At 65.4% G+C, this 14,559-nt stretch carries 18 protein-coding genes; 16 read left to right on the top strand and 2 right to left on the bottom strand.

Annotated elements, in window-relative coordinates:
• From BLM15_RS09015 to BLM15_RS08965, 11 genes are all read left to right on the top strand, one after another.
• Window positions 1-210, top strand: a complete 210-nt coding sequence (locus BLM15_RS09015) for a phage head-tail joining protein (protein ID WP_126112363.1) — start codon at window positions 1-3, stop codon at window positions 208-210.
• A gap of 4 nt (window positions 211-214) precedes the next feature.
• Window positions 215-1,732, top strand: a complete 1,518-nt coding sequence (locus BLM15_RS09010; protein ID WP_126112360.1) for a phage portal protein — start codon at window positions 215-217, stop codon at window positions 1,730-1,732.
• Window positions 1,719-2,363, top strand: coding sequence for an HK97 family phage prohead protease (locus tag BLM15_RS09005; RefSeq protein ID WP_164547453.1), 645 nt, complete (start codon window positions 1,719-1,721; stop codon window positions 2,361-2,363). Before BLM15_RS09010 ends, BLM15_RS09005 begins: the two co-directional genes overlap by 14 nt.
• Before the next feature lie 83 nt (window positions 2,364-2,446).
• Complete coding sequence (locus BLM15_RS09000) at window positions 2,447-4,099, top strand: phage major capsid protein (RefSeq protein ID WP_126112356.1); 1,653 nt, start codon at window positions 2,447-2,449, stop codon at window positions 4,097-4,099.
• An 84-nt stretch (window positions 4,100-4,183) separates the two neighbouring features.
• Window positions 4,184-4,519: a DUF2190 family protein gene (locus tag BLM15_RS08995; RefSeq protein WP_126112354.1), complete on the top strand. Its 336-nt coding sequence runs from the start codon at window positions 4,184-4,186 to the stop codon at window positions 4,517-4,519.
• A complete protein-coding gene (locus BLM15_RS08990; RefSeq protein ID WP_126112352.1) occupies window positions 4,519-4,710 on the top strand; it encodes a hypothetical protein in 192 nt (63 codons plus the stop codon). The genes BLM15_RS08995 and BLM15_RS08990 overlap by 1 nt, the downstream gene beginning before the upstream one ends.
• A gap of 1 nt (window position 4,711) precedes the next feature.
• Window positions 4,712-5,302: a hypothetical protein gene (locus tag BLM15_RS08985; protein WP_126112350.1), complete on the top strand. Its 591-nt coding sequence runs from the start codon at window positions 4,712-4,714 to the stop codon at window positions 5,300-5,302.
• On the top strand, window positions 5,303-5,710 hold the full coding sequence (locus BLM15_RS08980; RefSeq protein WP_126112348.1) for a head-tail joining protein: 408 nt from the start codon (window positions 5,303-5,305) through the stop codon (window positions 5,708-5,710).
• Window positions 5,710-6,522 carry a hypothetical protein gene (locus tag BLM15_RS08975; RefSeq protein WP_126112346.1) on the top strand — a complete coding sequence of 271 codons (813 nt, stop codon included), beginning with the start codon at window positions 5,710-5,712 and terminating at the stop codon, window positions 6,520-6,522. The genes BLM15_RS08980 and BLM15_RS08975 overlap by 1 nt, the downstream gene beginning before the upstream one ends.
• 11 nt (window positions 6,523-6,533) lie before the next feature.
• The gene (locus tag BLM15_RS08970) at window positions 6,534-6,731 is read left to right on the top strand and encodes a hypothetical protein (protein ID WP_126112344.1); all 198 of its coding nucleotides are present in this window, start codon (window positions 6,534-6,536) and stop codon (window positions 6,729-6,731) included.
• Window positions 6,732-6,769: 38 nt separating this feature from the next.
• Window positions 6,770-8,275: a phage tail sheath subtilisin-like domain-containing protein gene (locus BLM15_RS08965; protein WP_126112343.1), complete on the top strand. Its 1,506-nt coding sequence runs from the start codon at window positions 6,770-6,772 to the stop codon at window positions 8,273-8,275.
• Here BLM15_RS08965 and BLM15_RS08960 read toward each other — a convergent pair.
• Together BLM15_RS08960 and BLM15_RS08955 are read right to left on the bottom strand one after the other, a co-directional pair.
• Window positions 8,272-8,808 carry a hypothetical protein gene (locus BLM15_RS08960; protein ID WP_126112341.1) on the bottom strand — a complete coding sequence of 179 codons (537 nt, stop codon included), beginning with the start codon at window positions 8,806-8,808 and terminating at the stop codon, window positions 8,272-8,274. The two genes, BLM15_RS08965 and BLM15_RS08960, sit on opposite strands and share 4 nt — an antisense overlap.
• A complete protein-coding gene (locus BLM15_RS08955; protein WP_126112339.1) occupies window positions 8,805-9,185 on the bottom strand; it encodes a hypothetical protein in 381 nt (126 codons plus the stop codon). Before BLM15_RS08955 ends, BLM15_RS08960 begins: the two co-directional genes overlap by 4 nt.
• A 144-nt stretch (window positions 9,186-9,329) precedes the next feature.
• Here BLM15_RS08955 and BLM15_RS08950 point away from each other — a divergent pair, with 144 nt between their 5' ends.
• The 5 genes from BLM15_RS08950 (at window position 9,330) to BLM15_RS08925 (ending at window position 14,552) form a co-directional block, all read left to right on the top strand.
• Window positions 9,330-9,710 (top strand): hypothetical protein, encoded by a 381-nt coding sequence (locus tag BLM15_RS08950; protein ID WP_126112337.1) that lies wholly within the window; start codon window positions 9,330-9,332, stop codon window positions 9,708-9,710.
• Window positions 9,707-10,075, top strand: coding sequence for a hypothetical protein (locus BLM15_RS08945; protein ID WP_126112335.1), 369 nt, complete (start codon window positions 9,707-9,709; stop codon window positions 10,073-10,075). Before BLM15_RS08950 ends, BLM15_RS08945 begins: the two co-directional genes overlap by 4 nt.
• Window positions 10,076-10,203: 128 nt before the next feature.
• Complete coding sequence (locus BLM15_RS08940; protein WP_164547452.1) at window positions 10,204-12,396, top strand: phage tail tape measure protein; 2,193 nt, start codon at window positions 10,204-10,206, stop codon at window positions 12,394-12,396.
• Between the two features lie 664 nt (window positions 12,397-13,060).
• A complete protein-coding gene (locus BLM15_RS08930; protein WP_126112329.1) occupies window positions 13,061-13,459 on the top strand; it encodes a hypothetical protein in 399 nt (132 codons plus the stop codon).
• Between the two features lie 184 nt (window positions 13,460-13,643).
• Entirely contained in the window at window positions 13,644-14,552 is a 909-nt protein-coding gene (locus BLM15_RS08925; protein ID WP_126112327.1) for a Rha family transcriptional regulator, read from the top strand.
• The last annotated feature ends 7 nt before the right edge of the window (window positions 14,553-14,559 follow it).

Genomic DNA, 14,559 nt, shown 5'->3' with positions numbered 1-14,559 from the left:
ATGGCCTGGACGCAAGCCGATATCGACGCCTTGAAGAAAGCGATCAAGACCGGCGCGCGGCGGGTCGAATACGGCTCCGGCGAGACCCGCCGCGTCGTCGAGTATCGCTCGCTCGCCGAAATGAAAGAAATCCTCGCCGACATGGAGGAGGAGGTCGCCGGCCCGCTGGCTCCGCAACGGACCGCCATCACGCAATTTACCCGCGATTGATCCGATGAACCTGCTCGACAAGGCAATCGGCTGGGTCGCACCGGGAGCAGCCCTGCGTCGCCATCTCTCGCGCCAGGTCCTCGATGAGGTCCGCGGCTATGATGGCGCCCAGAAGGGCCGCCGCAGCGCCTCCTTCCGCCGCGGCGAGCGTTCTGCCAACGCCTCGGTCGGCAAAGCATTGCCGGCGCTGCGCGAGCGTTCTCGCGAACTGGTGCGCAACACGTTTCTCGGCGCCCGGGCGCTCGACGTGCTGTCGACCCATGTCGTCAGCCCCGATCTCTCGGTTCGCTTCGACACCGGCTCTAAGCTGGCCGACAAGCAGGCGCAGGCGCTCTGGAACGAATGGGTCCAGTCCTGCGACATCGAGGGCGAGACCAGCTTCACTGGCCTCCTGACGCTCGCGGTGCGCGCGCAGCTCGAGGGTGGGGATTCTATCATTCGCATGATCGACCGGCCGTTTTTGGAAGGTCGCGCGGTGCCGCTGGCCTTGCAGGTTGGCGAGGGCGATCTCATCGACGAAAGCCGCGATGCCTCGGCCCTGACCGGCAATGCTTCGCGGGCGCGCCTCGGCGTCGAGCTGGGCGACTGGGATCAGCGACTGGGCTACTGGCTGCATCGCCAGGCACCAGGCGAGCCCTGGCGCTTCGACAAGGCGCGGACGGAATCGATCCTGATCCCGCGCGATGAGCTCTGCCATCTCTATCGCCGGCTTCGGCCGGGGCAGGTGCGCGGCGTACCGGTATTTGCCCCGGTGCTGATGGCCGCACGCGATTTCGCCGACCTCATGGACGCACTCGTCGTCAAGGCCCGGATGGAGGCCGCGATCGGCCTGATCGTCAAGGGTAACGTCAGCACGGCCAGCGTCGGACAGGCGGTCCAGGCTGGAGGTCAGGGCAAGGACCGGATCGAGAAGATCCGGCCCGGCATGGTCGAATATCTCAGGGCCGGCGAGGACATCGTCCCCTTTTCGCCAGCTTCCAATACCGCGTTCGAACCGGTGGCCCGCGCCTCGCTGATGGGCATCTCGGCAGGTGTCGGCCTGACTTATCACCAGCTCACCGGCGACCTGTCGCAGGCAAACTATTCGAGCCTTCGCGCGGGACTGCTGGAGTTCCGCCGCTCGGTCGCGGACGCGCAGTGGCACATGCTCGTGCCCCAGGCGCTGCACCGGATCAGCGAGCGCTGGGTCGACCGCGCCATCATGGCCGGGCGGCTGCGCCCGCGGGCCGGCGGTTATGCCAGGCAATACGTCATGCCCGCGCATGAGCCCGTCGATCCGAAGAAGGATCTCGAGGCCGACATCCTCGCGGTTCGGGCGGGACGCATGTCGCCGCAGGACTTCGTCGAGGCATGGGGCCGCGACTGGCGCCAGGTGATGCAGGAATACGCCGAATTCTTCGCCGAGGCCGACAAAGCTGGGGCGATCTTCGACACCGATGCCCGCCAGCGCACGCGGACGGGCCAGCAGATCACGGATGCGACGGCGGAGCCGCCGCGGGAGCCTGATAATGGCGATTCGTAACATTCCCTCGGCCTTGCCGCTGCAGGAGCGGCTCGCGCCGATCGCTGATGGTGCGATCGATGTCGAGGCGCGCACAGTGACGGTGACGTTCTCGACCGGCGCGGCCGTGCGGCGCCGGCGCTGGACCGGATGGGATACTTCGGTCCCGTTCGAGGAAATCCTGCAGGTGAGCCGCGAGGCGGTAAACCTCGAGCGTCTCAATCTGGGCGCCCCGGCGCTCGACAGCCATTCGACCTGGTCCTCGCGCTCGCAAGTCGGCGTCGTCGAGCGCGGCTGGATCGAGGGCGCGGAAGGCCGCGCACAGATCCGCTTTCCTTCCGCGGGGATCGATGCGGATGCGGATCGCATGTTCGGCCTGGTGCGCGAGCGCATCGTTCGTAACGTCTCGGTCGGCTACAGCATCGACCAGGCTCGCGTCGTCGAGGCCGAGAAGAAGGGCGAGATCGAAAAGCGCATCGTCGAGCGCTGGACGCCCTACGAAATCTCATTCGTCACCATTCCTGCAGACGCCCGCGCACAAGTCAGAGCGCAGGATGACGATCGCACATTCCCGGTCAGCCTCGCCGTCATCGGCGGCATGCAGGCCGCCATGGCCCGCATGCGGATGCGGGCGCTGCACCTGACCGCCTGAACCAAAGCCTTTGCCCCCTGCATGTCCCGGGACAGCAGGAGAGGCGTCTCCATCTGTCCCGGATCAACCTCAGGAGCTCGACCATGAAGGGTCGCAACTTCGCCTTCGGCGCGATCTGCGCCGGGCTGGCGCTCGCCGTGGCGCTGGCCTTTTATCCCGACGTCGCACTAGCCGCTCCGTTGGCGCGGGCAGGTGTCGCCGTCGATCCGTCCTGGGGCAGTCTTGCGCTCCACGCCACGCCGGCTCTGATCGCGCTGCGCGCTCAGCTCACCGATCTGACCGGCCAGGCCGAACGCAAGCTCGCCGAGGTGATCGATGGGCTTGAGCCCGAGCGCGTCCGAGCGATCGAGGCGGAGCACGGGACCTTGATCAGGCAGGCCGATGGCGTTCGAACCCAGATCGCAGCCGAGGAGGCTCGCATCGCCGCGATCCCGTCGGATGGCACCGCAACCCTGCTTGCCGAACGCGCGCGTTCCACCGCCATCGTCGATATCGCCAAGCGCGCCGGCTACACCGGCACCGAGGCGGCCGACGCGATTGCCTCGGGCACCACCGCCGACGCCTTCCGCATCGCCGCTTTCGACGTGCTCGCTGCCCGGCAGACGCCGACGAGCACGACCCGCGTTGAAGCGGACGCCCGCGACAAGCTCGTCGAGGGCGCAACCCGCGGACTACTGCTGCGCGCCGGCCATAAGGATGGCGAGCGTAACGAGTTCACCGGCATGCGGCTGGAGCGCCTTGCCGAGGAGGCTCTCAGCCGCGCCGGCCTTCCGACGACCGGCAACCGCCTGCAGATGATCGGCCGTGCCTTCACCATGACCCGGGCCGGCGGCATGCATGCCACTGGCGACTTCCCGGTCATCCTCGAGGCCGTCGCCAACAAGTCGATGCTGACGGGCTGGGAAACGGCGGACACCACCTATCAGATCTGGACGAAGAAGGGCTCGCTCTCCGACTTCAAGATCGCTTCGCGCTATGGCGTCGGCCCGCTGCCGATGCTGAAGAAGAAGCCCGAGGGTACGGCCTATGAGTATGCCACCCTGGCGGACCGCAAGGTCACCGTCATGCTGGCGACCTTCGGCCAGGCCTTCTCGCTGACCCGCGAGATGATCATCAACGACGATCTCGACGCCTTCACCGATATCCCCCGCAAGCAGGGTATCGCGGCGCGCATGACTGTCGACAGTCTCCCCTACGCGCTGCTCGTCGCCAATGCCGCCTTCCAGGGCGGCAACCCGCTCTTCCATGCCAGCCGGCTCAACCTCGCTGGCGCTGGCGGTGGGGCACCCGCTGTCGGCCTTCCGAGCGCTGATGCCTTCGAGGCGGCAGCGAGCTGGATGCGGACCAAGCACACCGGCGGCACGGACAGCAAGACGCGCTACCGGATCAAGCCGAAGTTCGGCCTGTTCCCGGTGGCCCAGGCGTTCAAGGTCGACCAGCTGCTGACCTCGGTCACCGAGCTCGGCCAGACCAATCCCAGCCTCAAGAACCGCGCGCGCGGCTTCGTCGAACCGGTCTTCTCCGACTGGCTGGACGATGCCTCCGCAACTGCCTGGTACCTCGCCGCCGACAAGACCGCCGACACGGTTGAAGTCTCCTTCCTCGACGGTGTCGAGGAGCCCTTCCTCGATCAGGACGAGGACTGGGACGTGGACGGCAAGAAGTTCAAGGTCCGCATCGACGCTGGCGCGAGCCCGCTCGACCCTCGCGGCCTCTTCAAGAACCCGGGCGCCTGATCGACGCCCTTCGGCCTTTCGCCGAGCCCGCCGTGCCGCGGCGGGCTTTGGAAAGGCCTATCCCTCACGCTCAGGAGTGCCATCATGGCCACGAACTACATTGCGCCCGATGACCCGCTTTCTCTGCCGGCGCCGACCGGCGGCGTCGTCTCCGGCACGGCCTATCTGATCGCCGCGACCTTCGGCATCGCCGGCAACAGCGCTGCACAGGGTGATATCTTCCCGCTCCATCGCCGCGGCGTCTGGTCCCTGCCCAAGGCGACAGGAGTTAACTGGCTCGTCGGCGCCAAGCTTTATTGGGACGACGCGGCCAAGAAGGTCACGAACGTCGCGACCAACAACACCCTGATCGGTGTCTCGCGCGAGGCGCGGATCAATGCCGACACGACCGTCGAGGTCGCGCTCGGCATCGTCGCCTGATGTCCTGCTCTGGCTGCGCGCAGCGCGGCCGGCTGATCGGGGAGGGTGCTCGCGCGCTTCAGCGCGGCGCCTGGTCCGAGGCGGCGCAGGCCGCACAAGCGGTCGTGGTGAGCGTCAAGGTCGACGCAACCAAGCTGGCCGGCAAAGTCGCGGCTGCCGCGGCGGCTGTGGCGCAGAGGGCGGGGCGGTGACATGTCCGAACTGTCGGTCAGAACCGATATCGACCTCAACGGGCTCGATAAGCTGCTGCAGCTGGCCGGAGAGCGCGCCCCGGCGCGTATCGCCCGGGCGCTGAACCGCACCGGCGGCCCGACGCAGACGGCCTATCTCCGCCAGGTGCGCAAGACGCTCGGCCTGCGCTCGCATCCTTATGCGAAAGCGCCGGTCGGAAACGTCATCAAGCGCCGCACCAGCACGAAGAGGGCATCGGCCGGTCGGCTCGTCTTCTCCCTCGCCGGCTTCGGCAAGGGCCTGCCGGCGATGTATTACGGGCCGAAAGAAGCGCCAGCTGGCGCCTCTATCAATTGGCTCGGTCAACGCAAGACGATTGGACGATCGTTCTATCTCGGCGGCAAATTTCCCCGCCGCAAGCGCTCGAAGATCTCTCACGCCGTTTGGCGCCGCATCGGCTCCGGCAAATGGGCGCTCGACCGGCCGACCGGGCCGGGCGTGCCCGATGCAATGGCTCAGGCTGCGCCGCGCGCGACCTGGGAGGGCCAGGCGGGTCGCCGCCTGCCAGTCGAGTTGCAGCGCATCGTCGGCGACTTGCTCAGGGGCTATTGAATGTCCGCCTTCGACGATCTCGATGCCATGGCGCTTGACGTGGCCGTCGGCGTCTTCGGCGATCCCTGCACGATCTACCCGATGAAGCCCGGCCCAGCCGGCCGCAACGGGCCGACCGTCGAGGACGAGAGCCGCGACCCGTTGGACGATGTCCCGGTGATCCGTTCGCGCTGGAGTGAGCGCCTGCAGATCGGCGGGCAGGGCATGCCGACGCCGACCGGCGCCCACAAGCAGGGCGTCGCCGGCCAACGCCATGTCGCGAGCGTGAAGATCGTCGATCTGCCCTGGCGCCCACGCCAGGGTGATGAGCTCGCCTACAACGACGATCCCGGTGTCCGCTTCCGCATCAGCGAGCCGATGCCGGACGGGCTCGCCGGCCTGCATCTCGGCCTGACCCGGATCAGCTGATGACCCTCGCCCGTACCGCCCTGCGCCTTGCCGTGATCGAGGCGCTCTCGCCCTTCGCCTTGCAGGGGGCCTCCGATCCAGCCTGGCCGACTTTCGCCGCTGATCGCGTGCTCGATTCGACGATCGAGGTCGATGAGAGGGCTGATAGCGATGACGGGCCCCGGTGGCGCGCGCCGCGTGTTGCCGTCTTCGTTGACGAGGCAAAGACGGAAGCCCTCGGCAGCGCGCAGGATGTTCTCTTCGATGGCGACGGGCGCGAGCGCGCCACGCTCGCCTTCGAGATCATGGTGCCGGCCGTCGTCCGGCACGACGACGAGGTCTGGATCGCTCCGGCAGCCGGTACCGACGCCATGGCCGAGGGCTTCCTCGACATGATCGAGGAGCAGATCCGCCAGCGCATTGCCGACGCCAGAATGAGCGCACCGCTCTGCCTGGTGCTCGACCGGGTTGACGAGGTCACCTCGAACCCCTGGCGCGACGCCGATCTCGATATGCGGCTCTCCGCCCGCCGGGTCGAGTTCAACTGCATCGTCCATCAGGGCGCGCGCTGGCCTGATCCGGGTGAGACCGGCCTCGAGGCGCTGCCATCGCCCTTGCGGGAGGTGGCGCGGGCACTGCCGGAAGGCAGCTATGGCCGGAATGTCTGTGACACCCTCGCCGCCGCACTCGGCAACCGAGCCGTATTTCCGGCGCTGGCCGAGGTGCGGCTTGCCGCCCGCTTCGCCCGCCAGCCCGGCGATGCGCCGGCGGCCCCGCCGGATGCGACCACAACTCCGCCCAAGGGCGACGTGGCCGGCAAGGTCACGCTCTAGAGGATCTCGACATGACCAACCCGCAGATGCGGACCGTCGTCCTGGCGGACCCGACGCAGCGCGTGCCCTGGCCCGGCGTTCGAGGCCGATACCTGCCGCAGGACGAGGCCTTCGATGTCTCCATCCTGAACCCGGTCTTCGCGACCATGCTCGCCGACAAGACCTTGATCCCGCCGCCGGCCAAGCCGGCTGGCAAGACCAAGGCCTGACCCCACAAGCCCGCAACCCCTGAAACGGAGCGCCGTTCATGGCCACCCTGTTCAATTTCATCCCGGGCAGTGGCCTGATCGACCCGGGCATCTTTGCCGAGATCAATTCGGCCGGCCAATACGAATCAAAGACCCGCGTGCTGCTCTGCGGCCACAAATCGAGCACCGGCTCGCTCCCCGCCGACACGCCGACGATCTGCGCCACGCTCGGCGAAGCGGCCCAGCTCGCCGGCGTCGGCTCGATGCTCTACGAGATGTTCCGCCTCGCACGCCGCCAGGCGCCGGTGCAGGAGATCTGGCTCTCGGCCGTTCCGGTCACCGGCACAGCGGCGCAGAAGACCATCACGGTCGGCACGCTGCCGGTTGCAGGCGGCGACGGCGTCGTCGAGATCGCGGGGCGCCGGCTCTCGATCAATGTCGGTCCATCCGAGGCCGCAGGCACGACGGCCGCCAGCATCGCCGCGGCGGTCAACGCCTATGTCGACCCGCTGACCCTGGCATATCTGCCGTTCACCGCAACGGTCGCGACCAATGTGGTGACGTTGACCGGCCGCCACGCCGGCACGCTTCTGAACGAGGTCGAGCTCTTCGCCGACCCGGGCATCCCCGGCAATATCTTCGCTGGCAACCTGACGTTCGCCGATTCAGTCCCGGGGACCGGCGCAGCCTCGCTCTCGGCGACCCTTGCCGCGCTGGGCGACGAGCTGTTCGACTGGATCATCTCGCCCTTCAGCGACACGACCAATCTCGACCTGGTGCAGACCGCGCTGTCGGATCTCGCCGGCCGTTGGGCCTGGAACAACCAGCTCTACGGCCACTACATCACGGTGATGACGGGCAACACCGGCGCCAAGACCTCCTTCGGCGTTGCCCGCAATGACCGGCATATCTCGACGCTCGGCCGCGACGCCTCGCCGACGCCGAGCTGGGAATGGGTCGCCGGTTATGGCGTGCGGCAGGTGCCCTGGCTCGCCGACGACACCAATGGCAATGCTGCGCGCAATCAGAGCGACATCGTCATCGAGGGTATCCGCCCGCCGCGCGCCCGCACCAGCTGGCCGAAACAGGCGGTCAACAATGTCCTGCTTGGTTCCGGCATGTCGACCTATCGCGTCAACGCCGTCGGCCAGGTGGCGATCGGCAAGTGCATCACGATGGAGCGGATGAACGCCGCCGGCATGCCCGACACGGTATTCCGCAACGTCCAGCAGATCGCGATCGCCGCGCACAGCCTGCGCTACATCCGCGCGGGCTTGTCCTACCGGCACGGTAACAAGGCCTATGCCAGGACCAATCCCGGCAATCTGCCGTCGATCTCGACGAACGACGATATCTTCGCCGACCTGATCGCGTTGCACGAGGACCTGGTCAATCGCGGCCTCCTGACCAACACCAGGGAGTTCGCCCTGCGCCTCAAGGTCGAGACTGACGCCACCAACGCCTCGCGCTGCAACATCAATATGGATCTCGACGGGGTCGACCCGCTCGACATTCTGGCGATTGGCGCCTGGATGTACGCGCAGTATCCGCAAGCGGCGGCTTAAGCCGGCGGCCCGTTATAGCGTTGGGGTGGCTCGCCGATTCTGATCCGCTCCAGCCGGTCGTATAGCCCCTGCACCTCGGCGTCTCTGCGGCGTTTGACGAGGGCAGCGCGCTCCGACCGCATCAGCTGCAGGTCTGACAGCATGCGAGCGCCGACCCCGATCAATGCGCCGCCGAGCACCGGATAGATGATATATGGCGGTAGCATTGAGTGGATCACGTAGAGCCCCAATCCGATTAGGTAAACACCCATAAACAGCAAGAAAACCGGACTGCGCAGTAGGCGCTCGATCACTCCCAAAACACCGGGCGCCCGCATGGGGTGGGCGTCGATTTCTCTAAAGTATGCTTGCCAGGACGGGCCTCTATTGTGAGCGGCAAGTTCCTGATGGAACGCCATCACTGCCTCGCGCGTGCGTTCCTCAAACATCGCGGCCGATGGCGCTTCAGACGCAGATTGGATCGCCCGAAGTAGTATTTTTTCGGGCATTTCCTGCCCCTGCGTATTCCGCGCGGCGCTGCCAGGCTCACTCATTGTTGCCCTCCTCCCTGGTTAGGCTGCGCGCCAGGACGCAAGCTCAGGCCGAAGAAGCTCGTGCCCGCACTCAGCATCGCCAGAGCCAGTTCGTGACTCATTGCGATGCCTGAAAGGAAATCCGGGGCGAAGTATTCAGAAAAGCCTACTGCGCCTATGGCGAGCGGCAGTACGCCCCGAACCAGACGGTCGCAGGTGCCGAAGCTCAGGTCGATCCACTCCTTGGCTCGCTCAGGGCTGATGCCTCTGGCCTTAGGCTCCACCGGAGCGGGCAGTTGAGCGGCCGGCGCTGGTGGCACGGCCGGGGGAGGGGTGGGGGCATCGGCTGGCCTTGCCTGCCCAGCCTCTTCTTCCGGCACCTGGCTCGCTTGCGGCATCGCTCAGCCCTCCCGACCACAATACTGCGGCTCGACAGCTCAGGCCGCAACCCATGGCTGCGGTGGCAGTAAAGCTAGAGCTGAAAACCGGCCCTGTCGCAACTGCCTTCCCAGCAACCCACTCTAGAACAGCCAGGATAGACCATGGCAAATTACGGCCTCGCCAAATTCCGCCTGCCGACGGGCCAGAACCTGTCGATTCGCGGCTCGCTCACCCACAATCCCATCAATTTCAGTCGCGAGGCGACGGTCAATCTCGACGGCTCGGTCGACGGTTCCGAGACCGCGCAGGGCTATCGCTTTGCCCTCTCGCTGGCGGCCAAGGATCGGGACGGCAACCCTGTCGATGTCGCGGCGCTCTACGCCCTCGACAAGGTCAGCTTCTCCTTCATTCATGACAGCGAGAAGGTGGTGCGGACCTATTCGCGCTGCACGCTGATGGGTGACCCGCAGGTCGACGACATGACCGGCGAGCTTTCCGGCATCACCGGTACCGCCGAGGGCTATCTGGAGCAGCGCCGGTGAGCGCGCCGCGTCGCGAGGACCAGCCTGACGGCTCGGTCAAGATCACCTTCGCCTCGCCGATCCTCGATGTCGATCAGCCGAAGACACATCTGATGCTTCGGCCGCCCTCGGTGGCGGAGTTCTGGGAGATCGGCGATCCTCGGCATTTCGTCTACAGCGCCGACGGTCTTGGTACGCCCTTCACCGATCGACCAACCTTGGCGGTCTGGATCAAGCGGCTGATTACCGGTCACGATGTCGATCTGATCGGTATGGAGCGTGACCTTGCGCTCGCGATGGTGATCGAGGGCGCGGTCCTCGATTTTTTTATGAACGCGCGGATGTCGTTGAATCGCGCATCCGCGCCCTCGCCGAACGCGGGATAGCCCCCTCCGAGGTCGAGCGGATGACGTTGCCGCGCTTGAAGCGCTGGGCCGAACTCTACAGGTAAGCCATGGTCAATGTTGCGCGCGTCGAGGCGACCATCTCGGCGAAGAGCAAGCTGCGCCCGGGCTTGGCGCAGGCCTCCGGCGAGCTGAACGCCTTTCGTCGCGCCCAGCAGAAAGCCTTCAGCGTCTTCGGCTCCGCCGCGGCCCGCGCCAGCACGGTTGCCGTGCAGAGGCACGCCGCTGCGATGACGGCTGCGCAGTCCCGCATCGCCATGGCGAGCCGATCTTCGATCGCGACGATTGCCGCCCCTGCCGCTCTGGCCGCGAGCTACAAGCAGTTCGCCGATGTCGACCGGCAGATCTCGCGCATCGGCGTCACCGCCAATGCCAGCGCCGCCGATCTAGCGGGGGTGCGCAAGCAGATCGAGGGCATCGCCTATGAGACGGCGCAGTCCTCCGGCAAGGTTACGGGCGGGCTCGATGTCCTCGTAGCCCAGGGGCGATCGCTTAAAGAGGGCCTTGAATTCTTGCCGTCTGTGGCGCGAACCGCCGCTGCGGCTGGTGCCGAGATCGATGATATCGCCAAATCGGCGGATGCTGTCTCTTCGAACTTCAAGATCGCCGGCAAGGATATGCAGTCCGCCTTCGATATCATGGCGGAGGGCGGCAAAGCTGGTCAGTTCGAGCTGAAGGATATGGCGCAATACCTGCCGGGCCTTGCCCCGGCGGCATCGGCAGCCGGCTTCTCCGGGACCAAAGGGCTGACCGAGATGGTCGCCATGCTGCAGGTCATGCGCAAAGGCTCCGGTTCGGCCAGTGCGGCAGAATCGTCGATGAGCAACATCTTCCAGAAGATGGAGACCGAGGAAACAGCCAAGAAATTCAAGAAGATGGGCGTCGACCTGGCCGCCGGACTTGCAAAAGGCCGGAAGGAAGGGCGCAACTTGGTCGAGGTCTTCGAGGAATTGACGGCCCAGGCGCTCAAGGGCGACCTGTCGAAGATCCCCCAGCTCTTCGCCGATACCGAGTTTTCGCGCGGCGTTCGCGCCCTGATGACCTATCGCGGCGAATGGCAGAAGCTTGCGAAGACGATCTCGGAGACATCGGCGGGCTCGGTGGGGCGTGATCTCGATAAGGTCACGAAAGATGCCCGGGCGCAGATCGACAGGATGTTCGCCACGATCGAGAACCGTGCCGTTCAGGCGGGTGGGTTCATCGCCAAGAACATCGTTCTGCCGATCGACGAGGCGCTAAAGCGCATCGACCGCGGCGAAAACTCTACCGCGAACAAAGCTGCTGAGTGGCTCCAAGACGCGAGTACCAACCTGATCGCCAATCAGGAACTCGACGGCGCCACGCCCGGAAAATACGGGGCCGATACAAGGCGCCTGGTCGACGCGCGCAAGGAAATCCTAGTTCAGCAGCGCGTTTCAGCTGAGCGCGAGCGATTGGGGAAGGAGATTGGAGGGCTTGAAGGTAAGCGCGCCGATGTCATTGCAAACGACGAATCTACGCGGAAAGGGAAGGTCATTCCGGCAAGCGTCGCGGCGACGCTCGACGCTCGCCGTAAGGCGCAGACTGACGCTATCGATGGCAAGATCGCCGGCCTGCGTCAAAATCTGGCCTCGCTGGAAAACCTTTTTCAAGCGGTCAGCGATGTCAAAAGCACGCTAGGAGACGTCGAGCGTAAGAAAGCTCAGGGTTCTAGTCCCCGGTTTGCTCAACAGCCTGGTCGACCTGATTTCGCGCAGGTCGGATCTGGCACGACGAGCTTCGCTCCCAACCTGTCGGGTGGCGGGGCGGTCACGTCAGTGATCTATGGCGGTGAGCCGATCTCAACGACGCTCCCGCCCTCCCGTGCTCAATCGTCTGGCGCGAAGACGAGCTCGTCGGCCGAGATTAGCGCCGCCATTGGTGAGGGTAAGCCGTTCAGCCATGAGCGGCCGCCCGGTTTCAAGAACGATACCGCGAAACTGCCGGAAAACCCGCAGGGCAGCGCCGCCTCAAATAGCCTGTTCAGCGGAGAGGGTCTGGCCAGCCAGTCGCTCGATCCGAAGCTGACCAAGACTGCGGCGCCTGGCATTGCCGAGATCACCTCGAAGGTCGAAGCGGCGAAGTCGAGCGTCGAATCCTTAGGGCCGGCGGGCGCCAGCGCCGGTTCGGCCTTGGCCAGCGGCTTCAGCTCCGGCGTCTCGGCTATGGAGGCGCAGCTCAATGCGGCAGTCGATAGGATGCAGGCGAAGCTCAACTCGCTCTCAGCGCCCTCTTTGTCGCTGGGTGGAATGAACACCGGCAAGGGCATGGCGGAAGTCCGCTAAGGGCTTACTTTTCGCAAGATCAGCCCTTTTTTGACTCGCGAATGGCTCTAACCAGCTCGCGGTGCTGGCGCTCGGATCGTCGTCGCTTTGAAGAGCTGTTTCCGAACATCCATCCTATCAGCCAAGATGACAGGTAAACGACAATCCCGATGGGCGGGAAGGGGATGAATAGCATCAGCCCCACTGTCCCGATCAGGGCCGCGAATATTCCGCCGAAGATGCTCCCTTGCAGGAAAGCTGGGATGGCCGGCAGCGCCAGCAATATGAGAGCTATTCCAACTCCGCCTTCCACGCTGACCTCCACCTCGCCGGCGCGATAATTGTCGCCAGACGGAGTGTTGTCTAGTTGGCGCCCTCAGGGTCCTCCCGGTGTGGTGCGAGGCCTTGCCCGATAGCCCAATCGCGAAAGGCAAATCGCAGCGCTTCGGGTCGGCTTAGGTCCGGCTTCATCTCGGCAATAAAGCGGTCGAGGAGGGCCAGTTCATCGGGCGACATGCGTACACCGACGAGCGTGCCGACGCCGGTTCGAGGGCGCCCTCTGGGTTTTTTGTTATCAGTAATTGACGTGGTCATGAATTCTTGATAACAGAAAATAAGTCGGGCCGCAACGGGACTGGAACTCCCGAAGCGGCCCTAACCGAAGCCGATCCTTGGGAGATCAGCCATGGCTTACCGCGATCATAGCCCAAACATGGCCGCTGATACAGGCGATCTCAGCGGTCGAACGATGCTGTCGGGATCCGGAGCGCTCGCGCCGCTTCAGGCGGTCGCCCTTTATGAAGCGCTTTCTACGCTGATCGACGTAGCCGACGGGCTCCTCTGCCAGCCGCGTTTCCAACACGCGGGTGTCCTGAACCCCGCGGGGGAAATCCTGTCGCTGATGCGGGACGAACTCGGCGATCGCGCCGAGGAAGCCATTGCGACGGCGGCAAAAGCCGCGCCGACCGGACGCCACCACCGGATGGGGTGGGCCGAGGCGTTGATCCGCCACAACGCCCGCGGCGCCGACAGCGTCGAAGAGCTTGCCGCCTTTGCCCGATCGTTGGCGCTGCCGCGGAGCTAAACGCCCTCGAAACTGAGGGCGTCCAATTCCGTGGGCTGAAAATTCAGCCCACGTCTTCCCGAGATCCGCTCCTGACAGGGCGGCTACCGAACGCGAGATTTCCAGAGCTTCATCGGCTCCGGTCTCGCGAAAGCGAACCCGTGCGTTCCGGGCCTGTCAGGGCCGGAGCCGATGGAGACTTAAGATGAGTCAGACCTCGACCTATCAGCAGACCGAGCCGAAGAGCCTGATCCCGATTGTCACGATCAAGGATGGGCGCGTCGTTGCTAACAGCCGAAATGTTGCAGAAGCCTTCGAAAAGCGACATGCCGACGTTTTGCGATCGATCGATGCCCTCGACTGCAGCCCCGAATTCACTCAGCGCAATTTTGCGCTCAGTGAATACCGAGACGCCACCGGGCGCCCGCTGCGCTCATTCGACCTTACCCGCGACGGCTTCGTCTTCCTGGTGATGGGATTCACGGGCCGCGAGGCTGCTCGCTTCAAGGAAGCCTATATTGCCGCCTTCAACGCGATGGAGGACGAGCTGCGTCGGATGGGCATCCCGCTCGCCCATGAGGATGAAGGCTTGCAGATGTTCGGCTACGCGCCGCGTCTCGCCGATCTCGCGCTTCGCAGCATCAGCATCGCCGAGCGGCTCGCCGGTCCGGAGGCCGGCTTGCGCATGTGGTCCTATCACAAGCTGCCCTCGCTGAAGCGTCACACGGTGCAGGCGCTGGCTGGGACGGCACGGGACGATGGCCATGGCTGCCTCGCCCATCTCCTTCGCTTCGCGGCAAGCCCGCAGGTCAGCGTCGGCAGCAAGCTCGATATGGCATTGCATGATGCCGTCGCGGCGCGCGCCGTCCGCAGCTTTGGCATCCTTGCCGAGGCGCCGAGCCGCCCGGGCTTCGTCGCGATCGCCGACCGTCATCCGTTCCTCGAGCAGGTCTTCGCGGAAACACAGTGGATCGGTGCCTGGGCGGGTGCTCTTGCAAGCCTGCCGGGCGCCCAGCGTTCCGGTCGGAAACTCACCTTCGACAGTAAGCAATCGACCGCCGTCCTGCTGCCGCGGGATTTGATCCTGCAGCAGCGCTATTCGCGGACGCAGTAACCGAGGC

It is taken from the genome of Bosea sp. Tri-49, from assembly GCF_003952665.1.
In the GTDB taxonomy this organism is placed as follows: Bacteria; Pseudomonadota; Alphaproteobacteria; order Rhizobiales; family Beijerinckiaceae; genus Allobosea.
This window is presented reverse-complemented; position numbering and strand designations above follow the sequence as displayed.